Origin of the sequence: Marinilabilia sp. (genome assembly GCF_016278715.1) — a bacterium.
Lineage (GTDB): Bacteria > Bacteroidota > Bacteroidia > Bacteroidales > Marinilabiliaceae > Marinilabilia.
The window spans coordinates 37,211-56,857 of record NZ_JADQBH010000088.1; the positions used below are offsets into that span (position 1 = coordinate 37,211).

Annotated in this window: 12 protein-coding genes; 11 read left to right on the forward strand and 1 reads right to left on the reverse strand. The window is 42.0% G+C overall.

Going from position 1 to position 19,647, the window contains the following annotated elements:
• The first annotated feature begins 24 nt into the window (after positions 1-24).
• The 11 genes from QZZ43_RS05530 to QZZ43_RS05580 all read left to right on the forward strand — a co-directional run bounded on the left by QZZ43_RS05530 (position 25) and on the right by QZZ43_RS05580 (position 18,374).
• Positions 25-1,197, forward strand: a complete 1,173-nt coding sequence (locus QZZ43_RS05530) for an alpha/beta hydrolase-fold protein (RefSeq protein ID WP_291856930.1) — start codon at positions 25-27, stop codon at positions 1,195-1,197.
• 419 nt (positions 1,198-1,616) lie between these two features.
• The gene (locus QZZ43_RS05535; RefSeq protein WP_291856931.1) at positions 1,617-2,780 is read left to right on the forward strand and encodes an alpha/beta hydrolase-fold protein; all 1,164 of its coding nucleotides are present in this window, start codon (positions 1,617-1,619) and stop codon (positions 2,778-2,780) included.
• Positions 2,781-2,911: 131 nt separating this feature from the next.
• Entirely contained in the window at positions 2,912-4,078 is a 1,167-nt protein-coding gene (locus QZZ43_RS05540) for an alpha/beta hydrolase-fold protein (protein ID WP_291856932.1), read from the forward strand.
• A gap of 45 nt (positions 4,079-4,123) precedes the next feature.
• Positions 4,124-5,305 (forward strand): esterase, encoded by a 1,182-nt coding sequence (locus QZZ43_RS05545; RefSeq protein ID WP_291856933.1) that lies wholly within the window; start codon positions 4,124-4,126, stop codon positions 5,303-5,305.
• A gap of 243 nt (positions 5,306-5,548) precedes the next feature.
• Positions 5,549-7,117 carry a carboxylesterase family protein gene (locus QZZ43_RS05550; RefSeq protein WP_291856934.1) on the forward strand — a complete coding sequence of 523 codons (1,569 nt, stop codon included), beginning with the start codon at positions 5,549-5,551 and terminating at the stop codon, positions 7,115-7,117.
• 26 nt (positions 7,118-7,143) lie between these two features.
• Positions 7,144-9,252 (forward strand): hypothetical protein, encoded by a 2,109-nt coding sequence (locus tag QZZ43_RS05555; protein ID WP_291856935.1) that lies wholly within the window; start codon positions 7,144-7,146, stop codon positions 9,250-9,252.
• 418 nt (positions 9,253-9,670) lie between these two features.
• Positions 9,671-12,232, forward strand: a complete 2,562-nt coding sequence (locus QZZ43_RS05560; protein WP_291856936.1) for a glycosyl hydrolase 115 family protein — start codon at positions 9,671-9,673, stop codon at positions 12,230-12,232.
• A gap of 82 nt (positions 12,233-12,314) precedes the next feature.
• Positions 12,315-13,169: a sialate O-acetylesterase gene (locus QZZ43_RS05565; protein WP_291856937.1), complete on the forward strand. Its 855-nt coding sequence runs from the start codon at positions 12,315-12,317 to the stop codon at positions 13,167-13,169.
• Between the two features lie 5 nt (positions 13,170-13,174).
• Positions 13,175-13,720 (forward strand): DUF3237 domain-containing protein, encoded by a 546-nt coding sequence (locus tag QZZ43_RS05570; RefSeq protein WP_291856938.1) that lies wholly within the window; start codon positions 13,175-13,177, stop codon positions 13,718-13,720.
• Positions 13,721-14,110: 390 nt separating this feature from the next.
• A complete protein-coding gene (locus QZZ43_RS05575) occupies positions 14,111-15,844 on the forward strand; it encodes a methyl-accepting chemotaxis protein (protein WP_291856939.1) in 1,734 nt (577 codons plus the stop codon).
• A 784-nt stretch (positions 15,845-16,628) separates the two neighbouring features.
• On the forward strand, positions 16,629-18,374 hold the full coding sequence (locus QZZ43_RS05580) for a glycoside hydrolase family 43 protein (RefSeq protein WP_291856940.1): 1,746 nt from the start codon (positions 16,629-16,631) through the stop codon (positions 18,372-18,374).
• A 424-nt stretch (positions 18,375-18,798) separates the two neighbouring features.
• On the opposite strand, the gene QZZ43_RS05585 is transcribed toward QZZ43_RS05580, so the two are convergent.
• Positions 18,799-19,647: substrate-binding domain-containing protein (locus QZZ43_RS05585; protein ID WP_291856941.1), on the reverse strand; the 849-nt coding region annotated here is incomplete at its 5' end.

Below are 19,647 nucleotides of genomic sequence, written 5' to 3' on the forward strand. Positions count from 1 at the left end.
TTGATTATTAACGTCAAACTTGCTATGAAACAGATACAATTATTAATCCTGGTCTTTGCCCTGATTAGCGGCAATATTGCTGTTGCCCAGACAGAAAAGGTCGTGGAAGATTTCAAACCTTCTGAAGTAAACCAGATCGGAAAAGAGTACCCGCAAGTCAATTCTGAAGGACGCGTTCGGGTTCAGATTGAGGCCCCTGAAGCAAACAATGTTCAATTAGATATTGGCGCTGTAAAATATGACCTTACTAAAGATGAAAATGGCGTTTGGATAGGAGAATCTGCCCCTCAGGACGAAGGTTTTCACTATTATCAGCTCAATATTGACGGAGCCTCTGTTCCCGACCCGGGCTCCAGGTACTTTTACGGTGCAAGTCGCTGGGGTAGCGGAATAGAAATTCCTGCTCATGATCAGGATTTCTATGCTTTAAAAAACGTTCCCCATGGTCAGGTGCGTGAATTACAATACTATTCCGAAGTACAAGAAAGCATGCGTCGGTGTTTTGTTTATACACCCCCCGGTTATGAAAAAAATGTGGAAAAACGTTATCCGGTTCTTTATCTCCAGCATGGCGGAGGTGAAAATGAAACAGGATGGTCAAATCAGGGTAGGGTTAACTTAATTATGGACAACCTTCTTGCGGAAGGGCAAGTCAAACCTTTTATTATTGTTATGGATAACGGGTCCTGGTACAGACCTCGTGACCAGCGCCCCGCACCCAGAGATACCACCGAAAAGAGAACCTGGCCTCCAAAAGGTTGGGCCGATGGTTTTATGAATGTATTGTTGAAGGATGTTATTCCTATGATTGATGCCAATTTCCGAACCATCGCCGACCAGGAAAACAGAGCCATGGCGGGACTTTCTATGGGCGGTATGCAAACGCGCATTATCACACTGAACAATCCTGATGTGTTCTCACATGTTGGAATGTTCAGCGGTGGCAGCATAAGTGTTGAAGATGTTGAAAATGCTGAAGGCTTTAAAGAAAATATTAAACTGGTCTTTATCAGCTACGGAAGCAAAGAGCTGGAAAATCCAAGACCAGGTCCCTGGGGTGATCCTAAAGAAAACACAAACGCACTTAAGGAGTATGGCATGAATACCCATTTTTATGTCTCACCCGAAACAGCTCATGAATGGCAAAGTTGGAGACGTAGTTTTTATCAATTTGCTCCTCTGTTATTCACCGAATAAGGATTACCGTTTTTTTAAGCGTTAAATTTTAGAACAAAAGGTCGTTAGATATACTGAAATAAGATTTAGGACAAGTTGTATCCCGGGCATCAGGCATGATTAACTGCCTCTTATGGCAAATTGCCAGGACAGTAGAAACAGTATGACTTCTGCAGGATACAAAAATTTAACGGTCAGTTTTCAAAACGAATATGTTTAAAAAACACACTTTATGAGAGCGAATGGCCCCCTGTGTACTGAAAGGTAGTTATTCGCTCTCGTTTTATAATCTTAGTTCCTTTCGGCCAATATAATTTAAGTAAACTTTAAACGAATGAAACGAGCATGGCAATGATTGCCTCAAAAGAACATGTATAAGTTCTTACATGCGAGTTCTCCCGAATTTTCGGGAATCAATTACTTAGATAAATTTTATACTGATGAAATACATTGCAATAACAGCCGTTTTTCTTGCTTTATCCTTTAGCAGTTCAGGTTTGGCCCAACAACAAAAGGTCGTCGAAGACTTTAAACCTTCATCCGTAAACCAAATCGGTAAAGAGTACCCGCAAGTCAACTCTGAAGGACGTGTCCGGGTTCAGATTGAAGCTCCTGAAGCAAACAATGTTCAGTTGGACATTGGTGCAGTTAAATATGATCTTATCAAAGATGAAAATGGTGTTTGGACAGGAGAATCAGCTCCTCAGGATGAAGGTTTCCACTATTATCAGCTCAATATTGACGGAGCATCTGTTCCTGACCCGGGAACCAAATACTTTTACGGTGCTGGTCGCTGGGGAAGCGGCATTGAAATTCCGGCACACGACAAAGAGTTTTATGCATTAAAAAATGTCCCACATGGCTTGGTCAGCGAAAACATTTATTATTCAGACCTTACCGAATCATGGCGACGATGTTTTGTTTATACACCTCCGGGTTATCAGACAAATCCGGACACCCGTTATCCAGTACTTTACCTTCAGCATGGAAGTTTCGAAGACGAGACCGGCTGGTCTGCTCAGGGACATGCAAACCTCATCCTTGACAATCTGATTGCAGATAAAAAAGCCGTTCCGATGATCATCGTAATGGACAACGGTTATGCATTTAAACCAAATAAGGAACAAGGGAGCACCCCTACCCGTCCGGCATTTATCTTCGAGGAAGTATTGATCAATGAAGTAATTCCCATGATCGATAAAAAATTCCGAACAATAGATAATCGTGAAAACCGGGCAATTGCCGGTCTTTCAATGGGAGCTAATCAGACTATGCGCATTATCATGAACAACCTCGACAAATTCGCATATTACGGAGGGTTTAGTGGAACGGCCAATTATCCAAGCTCCGATGAAATTGATGTGGAAACATTTTTGGAAGGAGCTTTTGCAGATGGTAAAAAAGTAAATGAGCAAATAAAAGTTTTATGGCTGGGAGTTGGCACAAAAGAAGCCGAAGTTTTTCCAAAGTCTATTGGAGCTTTTCGTAATATGTTGGACAAACAGGGAATCGAGCATGTTTTTTACAAATCCGAAGGCACTGCTCATGAGTGGCTGACATGGCGTAGAAGTCTGTATCAATATGTTCAGTTACTGTTTAATTAGTGTCTGGCCAGAAAGTCCCGTGTACCGAACAGATCCATGATTCTTTAAAATCTATATCCAATAATCTGTGAAATAAGGAAAAACACAAAATTTTTGGACATCTGTTCAAATTTTCCTGTAAATGAAATATTATGAAATTTTTGATATCCAAAAATAGAATTTCCTTCTCGATATTAATTGTGTCAATGGCTTTTTCAACCGGATTTGCCAAGGCACAACGAATCGAAAACTCAGTTCCTGCCCCAACAAACATCAATCAAAGTCAATGCCCCTGCATTATGCCCGACAACAGCGTGGTTTTTCAGGTGAAAGCACCCAATGCGCAAAAACTTCAAATTGATTTGGGGAAGAAATACAACATGGTAAAAAATGAGAACGACATCTGGACTGTCCGCACTGAACCCATCGAGCCCGGATTTCACTATTACTTTCTGATAATTGATGATTTGCCCGTTGCCGATCCGGCAAGCCAGTCGTTTTTTGGAACAGGAAAAATGACCAGTGGGATTGACATTCCGGAACAAGGCATTGATTTTTACTCCATTAAAGACGTACCCCACGGCGCTGTCAGTTCAAAATACTATTTTTCCAATGTTACCAATAGTTGGCGGAGACTGTTTGTTTATACCCCTCCCGGATATAATGAAACCCCTGAAAGAAAGTATCCTGTGGTTTATCTCCAACATGGTGGAGGCGAAGACGAAACAGGATGGGTTCGTCAGGGAAAAACGGACCTGATTCTGGACAACCTGATTGTCGAAAGAAAAGCAGAACCTATGATTGTGGTAATGGCCAACGGGAATGTCAGTTCAGGTATTGGAGGATACAGCAGCCAAGCCATGATAAGTTTCAAAAAAGAAATAACAGAAAACATTGTCCCCTTTATCGATAAAAACTACCGCTCTATGGCAAACGCCCAAAACCGGGCTATTTGCGGTTTGTCAATGGGTGGAGGACAATCCTTTTACACAGGTCTCGAAAATCTCAATATCTTTAGTTCGATCGGAATCTTTAGCTCTGGAATTTTCGGTGGAATTAGAACAACGGCAGACAATACTTTCGATGCCGAAAAAGAAATTCCGGGATTGTTGTCTCAAACAGCAGATTTCAACCAAAAACTCGATTTATTCTATATTTCCTGTGGAGAAGCAGATCAACGCATTGAACATACAAAAAAAGCTGTAACCACCATGAAAGAAAATGGGCTGACTATTGAATTCAATTCCTTTCCCGGGGATCATGAGTGGCAGGTTTGGAGAAAATCGTTCTGCGATTTTGCATCCCAGGCATTCAAATAATCGCTTTTAAAAATAAAATCAACAAACCTAAACTGATTAAACATTATGAATAAAAAATGGACTTATATCGTTGGTTTGCTTTTACTAACACCATTTGGAGTTAGTGCACAACAAGCCAATGTAAATCTGGACTACAACCCCCAGGAAGATACCGAAGGTCTCACTCCCTTTAGTGCCCAGGTTAACTCCCCGGAAGTGCATGATGACCAAACCGTAACATTTCGAATAAAAGCACCCGACGCTAAAAAAGTCGAATTACCTGCAGGTGCCATACATACAGCTCTTGACAAAGGTCGTGAACCAATTCCTTTCACCAAAGGAGAAGATGGAATCTGGACATTGACCATTGGCCCCTTAAAGCCTGATATGTATGCCTATCATCTGCTGGTTGACGGGGTACAAATTGCCGACCCCAGTAACACTTATGCTGCCTTTACAGCCATGCCGCCGTACAGCCAGTTGGTAGTGCATGGCGAAGGCCCCGCATATTATGATGCCCAAAATGTTCCTCACGGAAATGTTACACGCCATGTTTATCATTCGGAGGTAACCAAAGGCGAACGGGAACTTTACGTTTACACCCCTCCCGGTTATACTCCTGACAAACAATATCCTGTTCTGTACCTGATAGGTGGAAGTGGCGAACTACCTTCAAACTGGGTGTACGATGGCCGGGTAAATTTCATCATGGACAATCTGCTTGCCGAGGGGAAGGCTCAACCAATGCTAATTGCCATCCCAAACAATCAGGTGATTCATCGAAATCACCCTCAGCATGCAGAACTAACTTTTGATATTTTCGAAAAGGAACTCCGGAATCATGTTATTCCATTGATTGACCAGAGTTACAGCACTATCCGGGAACCGGAAGGAAGAGCGATATCCGGATTATCAATGGGCGGTCGTCACAGTATGTTTATTGGGTTCCGTTCACTCGACGTCTTTGCTAATTTTGGCATTCTTAGCGCCGGAGACACCGATGCTGAAACATCGCTAAAACAGTTTTTAAACGATCCTGATGTCAACAACAAAGTTGATTATCTTTTTGTGGGACAAGGGACAAAAGAAGCACAAAGCTTTTTTAATCATCGCTGTCAGGCACTTCACGATGCTTTAAAAAATCATGAAATCGAACACGATTATTATATTGGCGGAAACGGCGGACATGACTGGTCTACCTGGCGTCATCTTTTATACTACCGGTTTTTACCAAACCTCTGGAAATAATATTCAGTTGAGAAACGTCAAAAATGATTGGATGCAAAGGCTTTATTTCAATAAATATTTGGTGTACCCACGTAGCATATCGTTCTTATTGAACAGAACGGAGCCTGAAGGGCTCCAATATTTGTAGCTTTTTTTCATAAAAAAAATATCGACGCTGAAGGTGTCGTACATTTCCTGAGTTCAAGGAAGAAAAGATATTTATTAAAAATTTACGTATTCCATTAAAAATTAAAGCATATACCAATGAAAAAAATAACGACTTCACTCATCGTAGTTCTGACATTTTTGATAACCTCATGTGCCAGCCGGCAACAGCCCGGTCAGGTACAGATCGAAGGCGGAACCATTCAGGGAACAGTCACCGAAGACCTGAGTATTTTTAAGGGTGTTCCTTTTGCAGCCCCCCCCGTGGGCGATTTGCGATGGAAAGCACCACAACCCGTTGAGGCCTGGGAAGGAGTGAAACAAACTACCGAATATGCTCCTGCCCCCATGCAGGCGGGCAATCCGCCATCAGGAAAAAGCGAAGATTGTCTCTACCTGAATGTTTGGACACCAGCCCAATCATCCGAAGAAAAGCTCCCCGTCATGGTTTGGATCTATGGCGGAGGATTTAGCTTTGGGTCTACGTCTGCCCCCGTTCATAACGGAGAACACCTGGCCCGCAAGGGAGTTGTAGTGGTGAGTGTTGCCTATCGTGTCGGACAGATCGGATTTCTTGCCCATCCTGAATTGAGCGCCGAAAGCCCCAACGGGGTTTCAGGAAATTATGGCTTGCTAGACCAGATAGCCGGACTTCAATGGGTTCAAAACAACATCGAAGCGTTTGGTGGCGACCCCAATAATGTGACCATTTTTGGTGAATCGGCGGGAGGCATTTCTGTGAGTATGCTTTGTGCATCTCCATTGACCGAAGGCTTAATCCACAAAGCCATATCGCAAAGCGGCGGTTCGTTTGGTCCTTCACGTTCGACCACTTATCCCGGTGAAAACATGAAAACCCTGGAACAAGCTGAAAAGGATGGTGTTGAATATCTTAAAAAATTTGAGGTTTCATCCATCGACGAACTGCGTGAAATTGAAGCTGAGAAACTTATTCCTCAAGGCTGGACAATGCCGGGAAGTTGGCCCGTTGTTGACGGATATGTCATTCCCGACGATCAGTATAAATTATATGAGGCCGGAAAATACAGAGATGTTCCGGTGCTGATTGGATACAACTCAGACGAAGGCTTAAGTTTTCCTGCCGGCCGTACCCCGGAAGAGTATATTCAGAATGTAAACGAACGTTTTGGCCCCTATGCCGACACTCTGCTTGAGGCTTATCCAGTGGGAGAAAACACAGTGCCCCGAAGTGCACGCAACCTGATGCGCGACGCTGCATTTGGCTGGCCTACCTGGACTTGGGCCCGTTTACAAACCGAAACCGGAGAATCACCTGTTTATCTCTATTATTTCGATCAACATCCCGAATATCCTGAAGATTCCCCGCAGGCTGACCATGGAACTCCACATGGAGTGGATGTACCTTATGTTTTTATGCACATGGATTCATCCAATCCAAACACAACAGAAGCGGATGTAAAAATATCAGAAATCATGGGAACCTATTGGACCAATTTTGCAAAAAATGGAAACCCGAACGGTGAAGATGTCCCGCAATGGCCGGTTTTCAGCAATGATGACCCTCAATTAATGATTCTGAAAACAGAGCCTGAAGTGGCACCAGTACCTGATGAAGAATCACTAAAGGCAATGGATGCTTATTTTGAGTGGAGACGCACACCGGAAGGACAAGAATGGGCTAAATAAAACAGCAAACAATTAAAAAAACAATCATGAGCAAATTAAACTTTTCACAAAAAGCATACTTCTTTTTATGGCTGCTTCTCGCCACTTCATTGTTTTCGTGTTCAGAAAAAAAAGAGAGTAGCAACCAGAATCATTATATTTCATTGAATTCACAATATGTCCACCATGCCGCAGGCAACCCGTATCTTCCACTATGGGAACATTTACCTGACGGAGAACCCCGGGTTTTTGAGGATCCGGATAATCCCGGGAAATACCGGGCTTACATTATAGGGTCTCACGATGTTCGCTATGAAAGTTATTGTGGCCCTGATATCAGAATGTGGTCTGCTCCAGTGGAAGATTTGTCAACATGGCGCGATGAAGGACCAATTTTTACTTATGAAATAGATGGGCAATGGGATGTGATGTATGCACCAGACCTTGTAGAGGTAAAAAGGAAAGACGGTTCAAAAGAGTACTATTTGTATCCCCATAGCAGAGGACCGAATCGTGAAGCCATGGTAGCCAAAGGCTCACGACCTGATGGCCCTTTCACCCCCATAAACCTAACGGAAGATGGAACCCGCACAGTGCCAGGAAGTATTCTTGGCTTCGACCCTGCCGTTTATATTGAATATGTGACCGACCCGAATGACCCAGATTACGAAATTGGTTTCAGAGCTTACGGTTATTGGGGATTTCAACGATCAATGGCTGCACAGTTGGATCAGGAAACCATGTATTCGGTACGTCCCGGAACAGATGTGATTGATTATTTTCTGCCTGCCAGTTCCAGATACGGAGAAATCAGAGATCCTGAAGGAACAGAATATCCCTGTATTTATGAAGGCGAAGATTTGGGTAGGTTCAATTTCTTTGAAGCCTCATCAATCCGCAAAGTTGGGAATAAATACATTACCGTTTACAGCGGTTATTCAGGCCCCGAATACGGAGTAGGAAGTTCAAACTCCACATTGCGCTATGCTGTTGGCGACTCTCCCCTTGGCCCCTGGAAAAGTGGCGGAGTTCTGGTGGACTCTCGTGGAATAGTTCCAAATCAGGATGGATCTGCGTTGCAAACAACCAACGGTGGTCACAACACCCATGGCAGCATAGAGTTGATCAACGGACAATGGTATGCATTTTACCACAGACCTCCCCGCAATTTTGGCTTTGCCCGTCAGGCGGTGGTTGCACCGGTCACTATCGAGTGGGACGAAAAGCCGGTTGCTGAAGGCGGAAGCGCCACTATCAGGGCCTATGACCCTTATGCAAAAGACCAAACATGGACAGCAAAAGACAAACAAGGAAACGAATATACAGGAGCAGAAGTAACTTCCGAAGGTTTCCACATTTATGGTCTCGACCCTTACCAGTATTATTCTGCCGGTTATGCATGTTATCTTTCCGATGTAGGAATGCAGCAGGATTCATGGGATATATGGGATAACCACATGCCTGTTACCAATGTGAAGAATGGCAACATTATAGGATATAAGTATTTTGGTTTCGGCGGACTTGATGAAGACAAAAAAGGCCTGAAAGCTTTCGAAGGAACAAAAGAAGGAAACGAAACAGCATTCAATCTTTTTCTTACCCCCAAAACCAACAAATCTTTCAAAGTTAATGTATGGTTAGATGGCCCGTGGGACAATGAAACCTGGAACGGAACAAAAATCGGTGAGATTATTGTTCCCGAAAATTCGACACAGGAAATTGCAAAATTCACTGTTGATGTGTCAACGTTCGTTGACCAGTTGGACAAAAAGCACGCGATTTTCCTTGTAGCAGAAAGTGATGAACAGGGTGGGCTTTTCGATTTAGCCGGACTTGGTTTTAGCTCAAAAAACAAACAAATTGAACGGCCAATAGTACCAAAAGTAAACATTCAGGTTAATGGTGAATCCATCGAAGTGCCCGAAACGCCCGTAAGATCTACAAATGAAAACGGGATTGTTGGCTACGACCAGTACGAAACAATTGTGACGTTGCCCTCAAACACAACCGAGGTTCCTGTAGTGGCCGCCACCGCAGATAACGATGCGGTCAAAATAGAAATCCAACAGTCACAATCCACTTCCGGTAGAGCCATCGTAAATTGTGATTACAATGGTGTGGTAAAAACATATAATATCGTATTTACAGCTAAATAGTGGCTGTTCAAAAAGTACATTTTGCTACATTTCGGGCAAGCGCAATGCGTCACGTTGGGTTTGCCCGAAAACTATTCAGTTGCTAGGTAAACTCAGTGTCTTCGGGCTTCGCACGCCTGACTTCCAACACTGAAATTAAAGACACAGCACTTGAAAAATATGCTCCTGAATTAATAGCCAATAGTTCGTTAAAAAAAGCCTAAACGCAAAGACGCAATGGCGCAAAGTTTTTATTGTCAGAGAGTTGTGATAAATATCGCACATTGTGCAAATTACTCACTAACAGGCTTTTAAAAAAGTTTAACGGAGTATTGAATAGCCAGACCCTGAGAAATTGACTTCTATTCTTTTTCGAATTAAAAGCAAAAACCCTATATTTTCGTATTTTAACAGCTGGAACAATTAAACAAATTATATTATGAAGTTAATTCAGACATTCCTAATCCTGACTCTGTTTTGTATTCATGGGGTTCTTGCAAATGCCACAGAAAATACAAGATTTATATCAGAAAGTAAAAGTGAAGACTCTTTCGTCATTGCCGAAAAAGGGGAAGCAGCACAAATGCTGATTGATTCAAAAGACGATCCCGGGGTCATCAGAGCCTTTAACGACCTGCAGGATGATATCCTTAAGGTCACTGATATCAAACCTGTAATGAATACCGGAAAAGTTTCCGGAGCAAAGAATGTCATTATCGCCGGAACCCTCGGCCAAAGTAAACTGATTGATAAACTTGTTTCTAAAAACATCATTAATGCCGATGACCTGAAGGGAAAATGGGAAAAATTCATCATCAAAACAGTGAAAAATCCAATGCCCGGCATTGAAAGTGCACTTGTGATTGCCGGAAGTGACAAGCGGGGAACCATATACGGTATTTACGACCTCTCTGAACAAATAGGAGTTTCTCCATGGTACTGGTGGGCCGATGTTCCGGTAAAAAAGAAAGAGAACATCTTTGTTAAAGCAGGTACATATACGGATGGCGAACCAGCCGTACAATACCGGGGAATATTTTTAAATGATGAGGCACCAAGTCTTACGGGCTGGGTAAATCAAAGATATGGAACCAACTATGGCGGGCATAAATTCTACACCCGTGTATTCGAACTAATCCTCCGCCTGAAAGGAAATTATCTATGGCCTGCCATGTGGGACTGGGCATTCTATGCCGATGACCCTATGAACAGCAAGATAGCCGATGAAATGGGTATAGTAATCGGAACATCCCACCATGAGCCAATGGCCCGAAATCATCAGGAATGGGCCCGCAACCGTGATGAATATGGTGCCTGGAATTACTCCACCAATCAGGAAGTGATTGACGAATTCTTCCGCGAAGGAATTGAACGTGTAAAAAACACCGAAGACCTGATTACCATTGGAATGCGTGGCGACGGAGACGAAGCCATGTCGGAAGAGACCAACGTAGAACTACTTGAAAGAGTTGTGAAAAATCAGCGTGCAATAATCGAGGAAGTAACCGGCCGTCCTGCAGAAGAAACACCTCAGGTGTGGGCCCTGTACAAGGAGGTGCTCGATTATTACGACCAGGGAATGCGTGTTCCTGATGATGTCATTATTCTTCTGGCTGACGATAACTGGGGAAATGTCAGACGTTTACCCAACGAAGAGGAGTTGAAGCACCCAGGTGGATGGGGGATGTACTACCATGTGGATTATGTGGGTGCCCCAAGAAACTCCAAATGGCTCAATGTCACCCCTATTCAGCACATGTGGGAACAGTTACAACTGACCTACGATTATGGTGTGGACAAACTCTGGGTGGTTAACGTGGGTGACCTGAAGCCTATGGAATATCCCATCTCCTTGTTTATGGATATGGCCTGGGAACCTACCCGCTATACAGCAGACAATCTAATGGAGCATCCAAGGGCATTCAGTGCACAACAATTTGGAGAGGACCAGGCCGACGAAGCTGCACGAATACTCAATCTTTACAGCAAATACAACGGACGCGTAACCCCTGAGATGCTTGATCGCAACACTTACAACCTCGAAACCGGAGAGTGGAAAAAGGTTTCTGATGAATACATCAAACTGGAGGCAGAAGCCCTGCGTCAGTATTTAAGCCTGGAACCGGAATACAGGGATGCCTACAAACAACTCATTCTTTACCCCGTCCAAGCCATGGCCAATCTGTACGAAATGTATTACGCACAAGCCATGAATCATAAGCTTTATGCCGAAAACAATCCACGTGCCAACTTCTGGGCCGACAAAGTGGAAAAGGCTTTCGAAAGAGACAAAGCGCTTAGTTACGACTATAACAATGTAATGTCCGATGGCAAATGGAAGAACATGATGTCGCAGAAAAAAATCGGTTACACCTCCTGGAACGATAATTTCCCGGCCGACCAGCTTCCGGAAATACATCGAATTGAAAACCCGGAAGAGGCGGTTGGCAATTATATTTTCACCTCTAAAAATGACTTTATCTCCATTGAAGCACCACATTATTATGAATTGAAGGACGCGGAAAAGGCCGAATGGACTGTGATTCCTCATGTGGGACGTACATTGGGTGGCATTGCGGTTATGCCATATTCCGAGCCGGTGGATGGTTCATCCGTATCCTACAAAATGGAATTACCCGAGGATGTCAGTTCGGTAACGGTGCATGTGGTGGTTAAATCAACCCTGGCATTTAAGAGACTTGAAGGTCACAGATACAAGGTTGGCTTTGAAGGGGCTGATGAAAAGGTCGTCAATTTCAACTCAGACCTGAACGAGAAACCCGAAAATATCTATACCGTTTTTTACCCCACCGTGGCCCGACGGGTGGTGGAGAAAAAGGTTGATCTGCAGGTTCCCGAAACATCGGATGGCAGGCAGACTCTCACAATCACACCAATGGACCCGGGAATTGTATTCGAAAAAATCGTGATTGATTTTGGTGGATATGAAGATTCCTATCTATTTGGTGAAGAATCGCCTAATAAAAGAGTAGTAAATTAAAAACCAATGAGTGTCGTATCCTTTACAGATTGTGGAATAACCATTGATGTAAAAGATACGACATTTCTTAACTTTCAACAAAATGAAGCTCAAATCATTATTATTATTCATGACATTGGTTGCATTACTTTCGTCATGCACTCAAAAACAACCCGATAAATCTGATTTCCAGGTATATCTTTGCTTTGGCCAATCAAACATGGCTGGTGCTGCTAAAGCAGAAGCACAAGACTCCGTTGTAGATCCACGATTCAAAGTAATGAGCGCGATGGATTGTCCTGCCCTGAACAGAGAAAAAGGTAAATGGTACACAGCTACTCCTCCCCTGGCCGATTGTAATGCCGGCCTCTCTCCTGCCGACTATTTTGGAAGAACCATGGTGGATAATCTCCCAAAAGAGATCACCGTCGGAGTCATTAACGTGGCCGTTGGAGGATGCAAAATTGAATTGTTCAACAAAGACAATTATCAGGCCTATGTGGATTCAGCCCCTGGCTGGATGCAGGGATGGATCGCCAATTATGGCGGTAACCCTTATGGACGCCTGGTCGAAATGGCCAAACTGGCACAAAAAGACGGGGTTATCAAAGGCATTCTTTTGCACCAGGGAGAATCCAATCCCAATGATACCCTTTGGACCAGGAAAGTAAAAGCTATTTATGACAACCTCATGACCGACTTAAATTTAAATCCGAAGGAAGTACCGTTGCTTGCGGGTGAAACTTTAAGTGCTGAATATGAAGGCAAATGTGCCGCCTTTAACCAATTCATCAACCAACTACCCGAAACTATCCCCAATTCTTTTGTCATCTCATCGGAAGGATGTCCCGGCCAGCCCGACGGACTGCATTTCACCGCTGAGGGATACCGCATACTGGGAAAACGGTATGGAGAAAAAATGTTGTCCGCTCTAGGAAATGAAACAACAGGTAAATAAACAAAATGAAATTATTAATTTGGATTACCGGAATTTTTGTTTTGGCGGTATTGAGTTTTTCCAACCTGAATGCCCAAAGTACTGAAGATAGCACGAATAAGGTTTTTAAAGATTTTAAATCCGAACTGGTTTGGGAGGCAAAAGTTAAAATCGGAGAAGCGCAAAATGTTGGGGAAAGCAAACGGGGAGTGCGACGGGTTATTCCAATTCTTGGTGGTACATTTGAAGGTCCGGAAATCAAGGGATCAATTTTGCCAATGGGAGAAGACTGGCAATTGGTCAGACCAGATGGAGATACCGAACTCTATGCCCGGTATCTTTTAAAAACGAATGATGGACATATCATTCACGTGCTCAATCAGGCTTTGATTCATGTTGGAGAAGAAAACAACAAATTTTATTGTAAATCGGTTCTGGATTTAGAAGCTCCGATAAACAGTCCCTACGAATTTCTCAACCATTCGGTATTTATTGGAACACTGGGGTTTCCTGAGCTCCAGCAAGGAGAAGAACCTTATGTTATTATTGGGGTATATAAGCTATTGCAATAGTTTCAATGATTGTTTCGGGAGGATTAACCGTAATAATCTCTTTGCAAGGACTACTCATCAGGTTTTAAAATCCGAAACTCTTAATGCCGACGACACACTTCTCATAGACCTTAAGATTTGCCTGGTAAAACCTGATGGCATTCATTTTTATTATTGGAATTAAAGTGATACGTCATAATTATTGCATTTCGATATAAACCTCCCCCCTCCCCAAATAGAACCTTTTCCCTGCCTTAAGTATCCATAATTATTGCCCAACCAATAATACTAGTTGTTGACACTGCTCCCGAAAGTTTCTGGCTTATTAGTATGCCAAGAACCGAATATTCAAACCACGGTTGTACCCAACAAGCAGTATTAGAGTGTTTTTGAATGCTTTAATAATTTATTATGAACTTAAGAAACTTAAAGACATCAACCAAACTAATTTTAGGATTTGGTATCATTATTACGCTTACCGTTGGTATAGCAATAGCTGGAAGAATTGGAATTCAAAAGGTTCATTCTCAATCTATAATTTTATCAAAACTCGGATCGGTAACTTCTGAGTACAACCTGGCCCGCGTTTATACCCGATCTTACGCACATACGAGGGATACCTTTTTTCACACCAAAATGAAAGAGTCCTTTTCAAAAGTTTCCAACGATATTATTGGTTTGAAAGACTATACAACCAATAAAACTGAAAAAGAAATCCTTGACTCCCTCCAGATTTATATATCCATGTATTTTAAAGAATCCCTCGGTTCGGCACAAAACATTGCAGACCTTTCTTCTGTAATTGCCAAAGAAGAACAGATAGGTGGAAAAATCATATCAGAATTATCCCAACCATCTATAAAAAACAATACCGGTTTTGCCGACGGCTTTAATAAGGTCAGATTTCATTCTGTCCAATATATCTTGACCTATAAAGATTCACAATTACAAAAATCAATTAGTTCTTTAGACAATTTACTAAAAAGGCTCAATGGTTTAAATGACAATGCCTTAACAGAAAACCTGCACCAATACAATACCGTACTGGATGAGTTGAATGATATTGGAAAAAAACAGGCAGGTTTTGACAAAACGATTCCTCCAATAGGAGGCCAGGTAACCACCCTTTTTGACAAATTAATGGCCCATGCAAATGGTGAAGCAGCAAATACAAAAAATACATCAACCCTTCTGGTAATAACATTTACAGTTATTGCTTTCCTTTTGGCTCTGATAATTTCGTATTCTATTACAAGATATCTCACTTCAAGACTCCAAAAAGTAATGAATATTGCACAAGAATATGCCGATGGGAATTTAACCGCAACATTATCCAGCACTGATCTAGTCCTGAAAGATGAAATCGGATTACTCATGAGGGCCATTAGCGAAATGGGTCGTAACATAAAAGATGTTGTCCGGTTGATACATAGAAGTTCAGAAAATGTCTCCAATACGACGAATCAAATTAATACTTCCGCCCGGCTCATTTCGAGCGGAGCAAACAAGCAAGCAGCCTCAGCAGAAGAATTAAGTGCGTCGATGGAGGAAGCTGTTTCCAGTATGCAGCAAAACGTTGAAAACGCCTCAAATATTGATACTTTTGCATCCGAATCAGGTAATGACCTAAAGGTGATTTCTACCCAATCACAAAATAGTCTGAAATCTGTTGAACAAATTTCCCAAAAAATTGGAATCATAAATGACATCGCCTTTCAAACAAACATTCTGGCTCTTAATGCGGCAGTTGAAGCTGCAAGAGCCGGTTCAGGTGGCAAAGGCTTTTCCGTTGTAGCAACAGAAATAAGAAAGCTTGCTGAAAAAAGCAAAGGGGCAGCGACTGAAATCATCGCTTTATCAGAAGAGGGATTTCAAATGACTAAAAGAATGGTTTCCCAATTGTCAGAAGTTGTTCCAAAAATTGAAAAAAGCCTCCGGCTAATCAAAGAAATCACAAATTCAAGTAAAGAGCAACTTATTACATCGCAACAAATCAACTCGGTTATCGAAAGTTTAAATGAAATTACTCAGCAAAATGTTGTCTCTTATGAAAAAATTAATTCAAAATCAGAAGAACTTACAACAAACGCAAAAGACCTGCTTGATTCGGTTGTTTACTTCAAAATAAATGAAACGAATATTTAAGAATGAAATATCAGAACGCAAAAAAGAAATTTTAAAAAGGATATAATTAAGGTCAGGAAAACCTCTTATGGCGAAAAAAATTGCTGTCCCGAAACCGGGACAGGCTGCTTAGCTGGCAATATCCAAATCGTCCAGGTTCTCAGCTGGATGACAGGGGTTGATTTTCGATAAAAGCAGCCCGGCCACTTGAGTAAAAAGCAGCACCTACCAGGTGTGGCGGACTCTGATCCGCCACTTTTTTTTTTGCGGCAGAGTTAAACCGGTTTTACTTCATACCCAAACAACCTGAGGTAAGAATGACTATTGGAAGTGAAAATATCATAACCTCACGCTTCCCAATGAATGACACTTCTGGAATACTTCCCCCCATTGATGAATCATCAACAAGGGAGAAATTCATTCAAACAGGATCTTTTTGGATTCATCCATCGTAACAGAAAAAAGGATGCCCCATGATCCCTTGTTTTTCTAAAAACGAGTACGAAATATTCAATTTTATAAAACATTCACCTGTTGGCTTTATTTTCATCCTGTTTCTTTTAAACTTTTATCTGAATTTGAAACAGGAATATCTAAAAAAGCAAATGCAAAAGGTATTTGTCTGCTATATTTGTTTCAACAGCTGAATAACAGAGGTGATTCCATTATCAAAGTTTATTAATTGTACAATACAGCTTTCGACCTTTCCATTCTCAAATCCCCCCCAAAAACCATAATTTGAAATGCTCTGCTGATGCACAATTAGCCGAATTCAAACATGTTTTACTAATAATATCCAATAAAAATGAGAAAAATTAGACTTAAACTATTCTGGCAAAAAAACGGGCGGCCCATGATGTTGTCGGTTTTTATGGCTCTTTTTGCTTTTTCGGGTCTTCAAGCCCAGGGCAAGAAAAACGCACCTGTTTTTTCAGATTTCGTTTATCAGGGTAACGATCAGGTCTATAAAGACCATCCATTGGAGGAAGGTGAATTCTACAATCCGATTCTTCAGGGATGTTACCCGGATCCTGCCATTATCCGCCAGGGAGATGACTATTTTATGGTGCACTCTTCCTTTGCAATGGCTCCGGGTGTACCCCTTTTCCATTCCAACGACCTGGTCAACTGGAAGCAAATAGGTCATGTACTGGATCGTCCTTCACAACTTAAAGTGCATGACTCGGGAATTAGTGCCGGGGTTTATGCCCCAGCCATCAAATACAACCCGCACAATGAAACTTTCTATATGATTACCACGCAGTTTGCCGGTGATTTTGGAAACATCGTGGTTAAAACAAAAGACCCGTTTAACGGATGGAGCGATCCTTACAAACTTAAATTCAACGGCATCGACCCCTCCCTGTTTTTCGATGATGACGGGAAAGCCTATGTGGTGCATAACGATGCACCGGATCCAGGCAAAGAGCTTTATCAGGGACATCGGGTGATTAAAATATGGAATTATGACCTTGAAAACGACCAGGTTGTTGAAGGATCCGACGAAATAATTGTAGACGGTGGTGTGGATCTCTCCAAAAAGCCTATCTGGATTGAGATGCCTCATATATACAAGAAGAATGATAAATACTACCTGATGTGTGCCGAAGGTGGAACAGGTGGAAATCACAGTGAAGTGGTTTTTATCAGTGATAATCCACGTGGACCATACAAGCCCGCACCATCAAACCCGATACTCTCACAAAGACATTTGCCCCAGCACCGTCCAAACAAAGTGGATTGGGCAGGTCATGCCGACCTTGCAAAAGGCCCCAATGATGATAAATACTACGGGGTTTTTCTGGCCATTCGTCCCAATGAAGTAAACCGTGTAAATACTGGTCGCGAAACTTTCATTCTTCCGGTGGACTGGAGTGGTAAATGGCCTGTTTTTGAAAATGGACTGATTCCGTTCGAACCAAAGCTTAAGACACCCGAAGGCGTCGAGAATAAAAGAGGACAAGACGGATTCTTCCCAAATGGCAATTTCACTTTTGCCGATAATTTCAACTCTGAAAAACTCGATTATCGCTGGATTGGTGTCAGGGCTTTCCCTGAAGAATTCATTTCAACTTCCAAAAAAGGTTTGAAAATAACTCCTTTTGAAAATAACATCAAGGCGGTTGCTCCTATTTCTACTCTTTTTCATCGCCAGATGCACAAGAGTTTTTCGGCAACCACAACCATGGAGTACAAACCCGGTTCGGAAAAAGATTTGGCGGGTCTGGTATGCTACCAAAGTGAAAATTTCAACTATGTCTTTGGAATTACAAAAAAAGACAAGGAGTATTACCTCCTGCTGGAAAGAACAGAAAAAGGAAAATCAAAAATCATTGCCAGCAAACAGATTGACATCAAAAAACCTATAAAATTGCAGGTGGTCGCTGAAGGGGATGATTACAGTTTTAACTATTCAGTGGAAGGTGAAGATTTCCAAAACCTTGGTGGAGCTGTGTCAGGAGACATTCTTTCAACCAATGTAGCAGGTGGTTTTACAGGGGCACTAATCGGACTGTATGCCACTTCGGCAAACGAAGCACAACCTGAATAAACTTAATTTCTAAACAAAATACTCAATAATATTTGACTGGGAGTTGTCCAAAAAGTATTAAGGACCAAAAGAATGTCATATTGAAGGTAGTCGAAACATCTGTCTTTCAAGTGAAAAGATTCTTCGACAAGATCAGAATGACATCAAAGTTGGACTTTTTGGACAGCCCCTTTTTTTTTATTCATCAGCAAAAAAACAGATTACTCTAACCAACAGCCCATTACACTTCGCTTCTGCCAGTAAGACCGATGCGAACCAAGCCCCATTTTTTTTAGCAGAGAAAGAAAGCTGCTTACTTAAAACAATATTCAGTTATCCCGAAGTCTCAGGATAATACCCAACTGATAATCAACTCATTACAAAATCAGACAAGCAAACCATAACTTGCTCATAATAAAAACTTTGCGTCATTGCGTCTCTGCGTTTAAGCTTTCTTTACCATACTATTGTTAAAAGAATCGGCTTTCAAAACGGAAGATTCTCTCACTTTTAACTCCGTTTTCAGTATGACCATTTGATGAGAACTCCGGTTTCTTGTTTGATCTAAAAAAAGCCTTGCCGCACTTTCGCCAATCTGAAAGGTTGGATGTATAATTGAAGTTAGTTCGGGAGTGACAACCGTCGCATGAAAATCGTCAGTAAATCCGACCAGTCCAACATCATCTGGAACCTTCAGACCAAAGCTTCTAATCTCCTTCATGGCCGAAAAAACCACAAAATCATTCACCCCAAAAACGGCATCAGGTCTCGTGTATAATTTAAGCATTTTGTTCATCGCCGCCCTGGCAGAAACATCACTCAAATCACATGTTACAACCAGATCAGGATCGATTGGTAAATGACAATCATTCAAGCCGTCATAATAACCTGCAATTCGTTCTTTTGATATATTTAAAAACTCCGGACCGGAAATGAACGCTATTCGACGATACCCCTGCTCATAAAAATGATGAACTACTTTTCTTGATGCCTCCCTGTTATCCACTGTAACACATGAAACCTCATTTTCCATGCATGTCCTGTCAAAAAAAACCAATGGTATATTTCTTTTCAGAAGGTTGTCGAAATGGTCGTAACTCTTTGTTTGCTTACTTAAACACACAATAAACCCTTCAACCCTGGCTTTCAGCAAATTATCAATTGACTCAACCTCCTTTTGAAAGGATTCATTGGAACTGGAAATCAAAACAAAATATCCATTCTCTCTGGCTACACTTTCAATTCCTGAAATAATCGAAGAGTAAAAATGAGTAACAACATCAGGAATAATGAC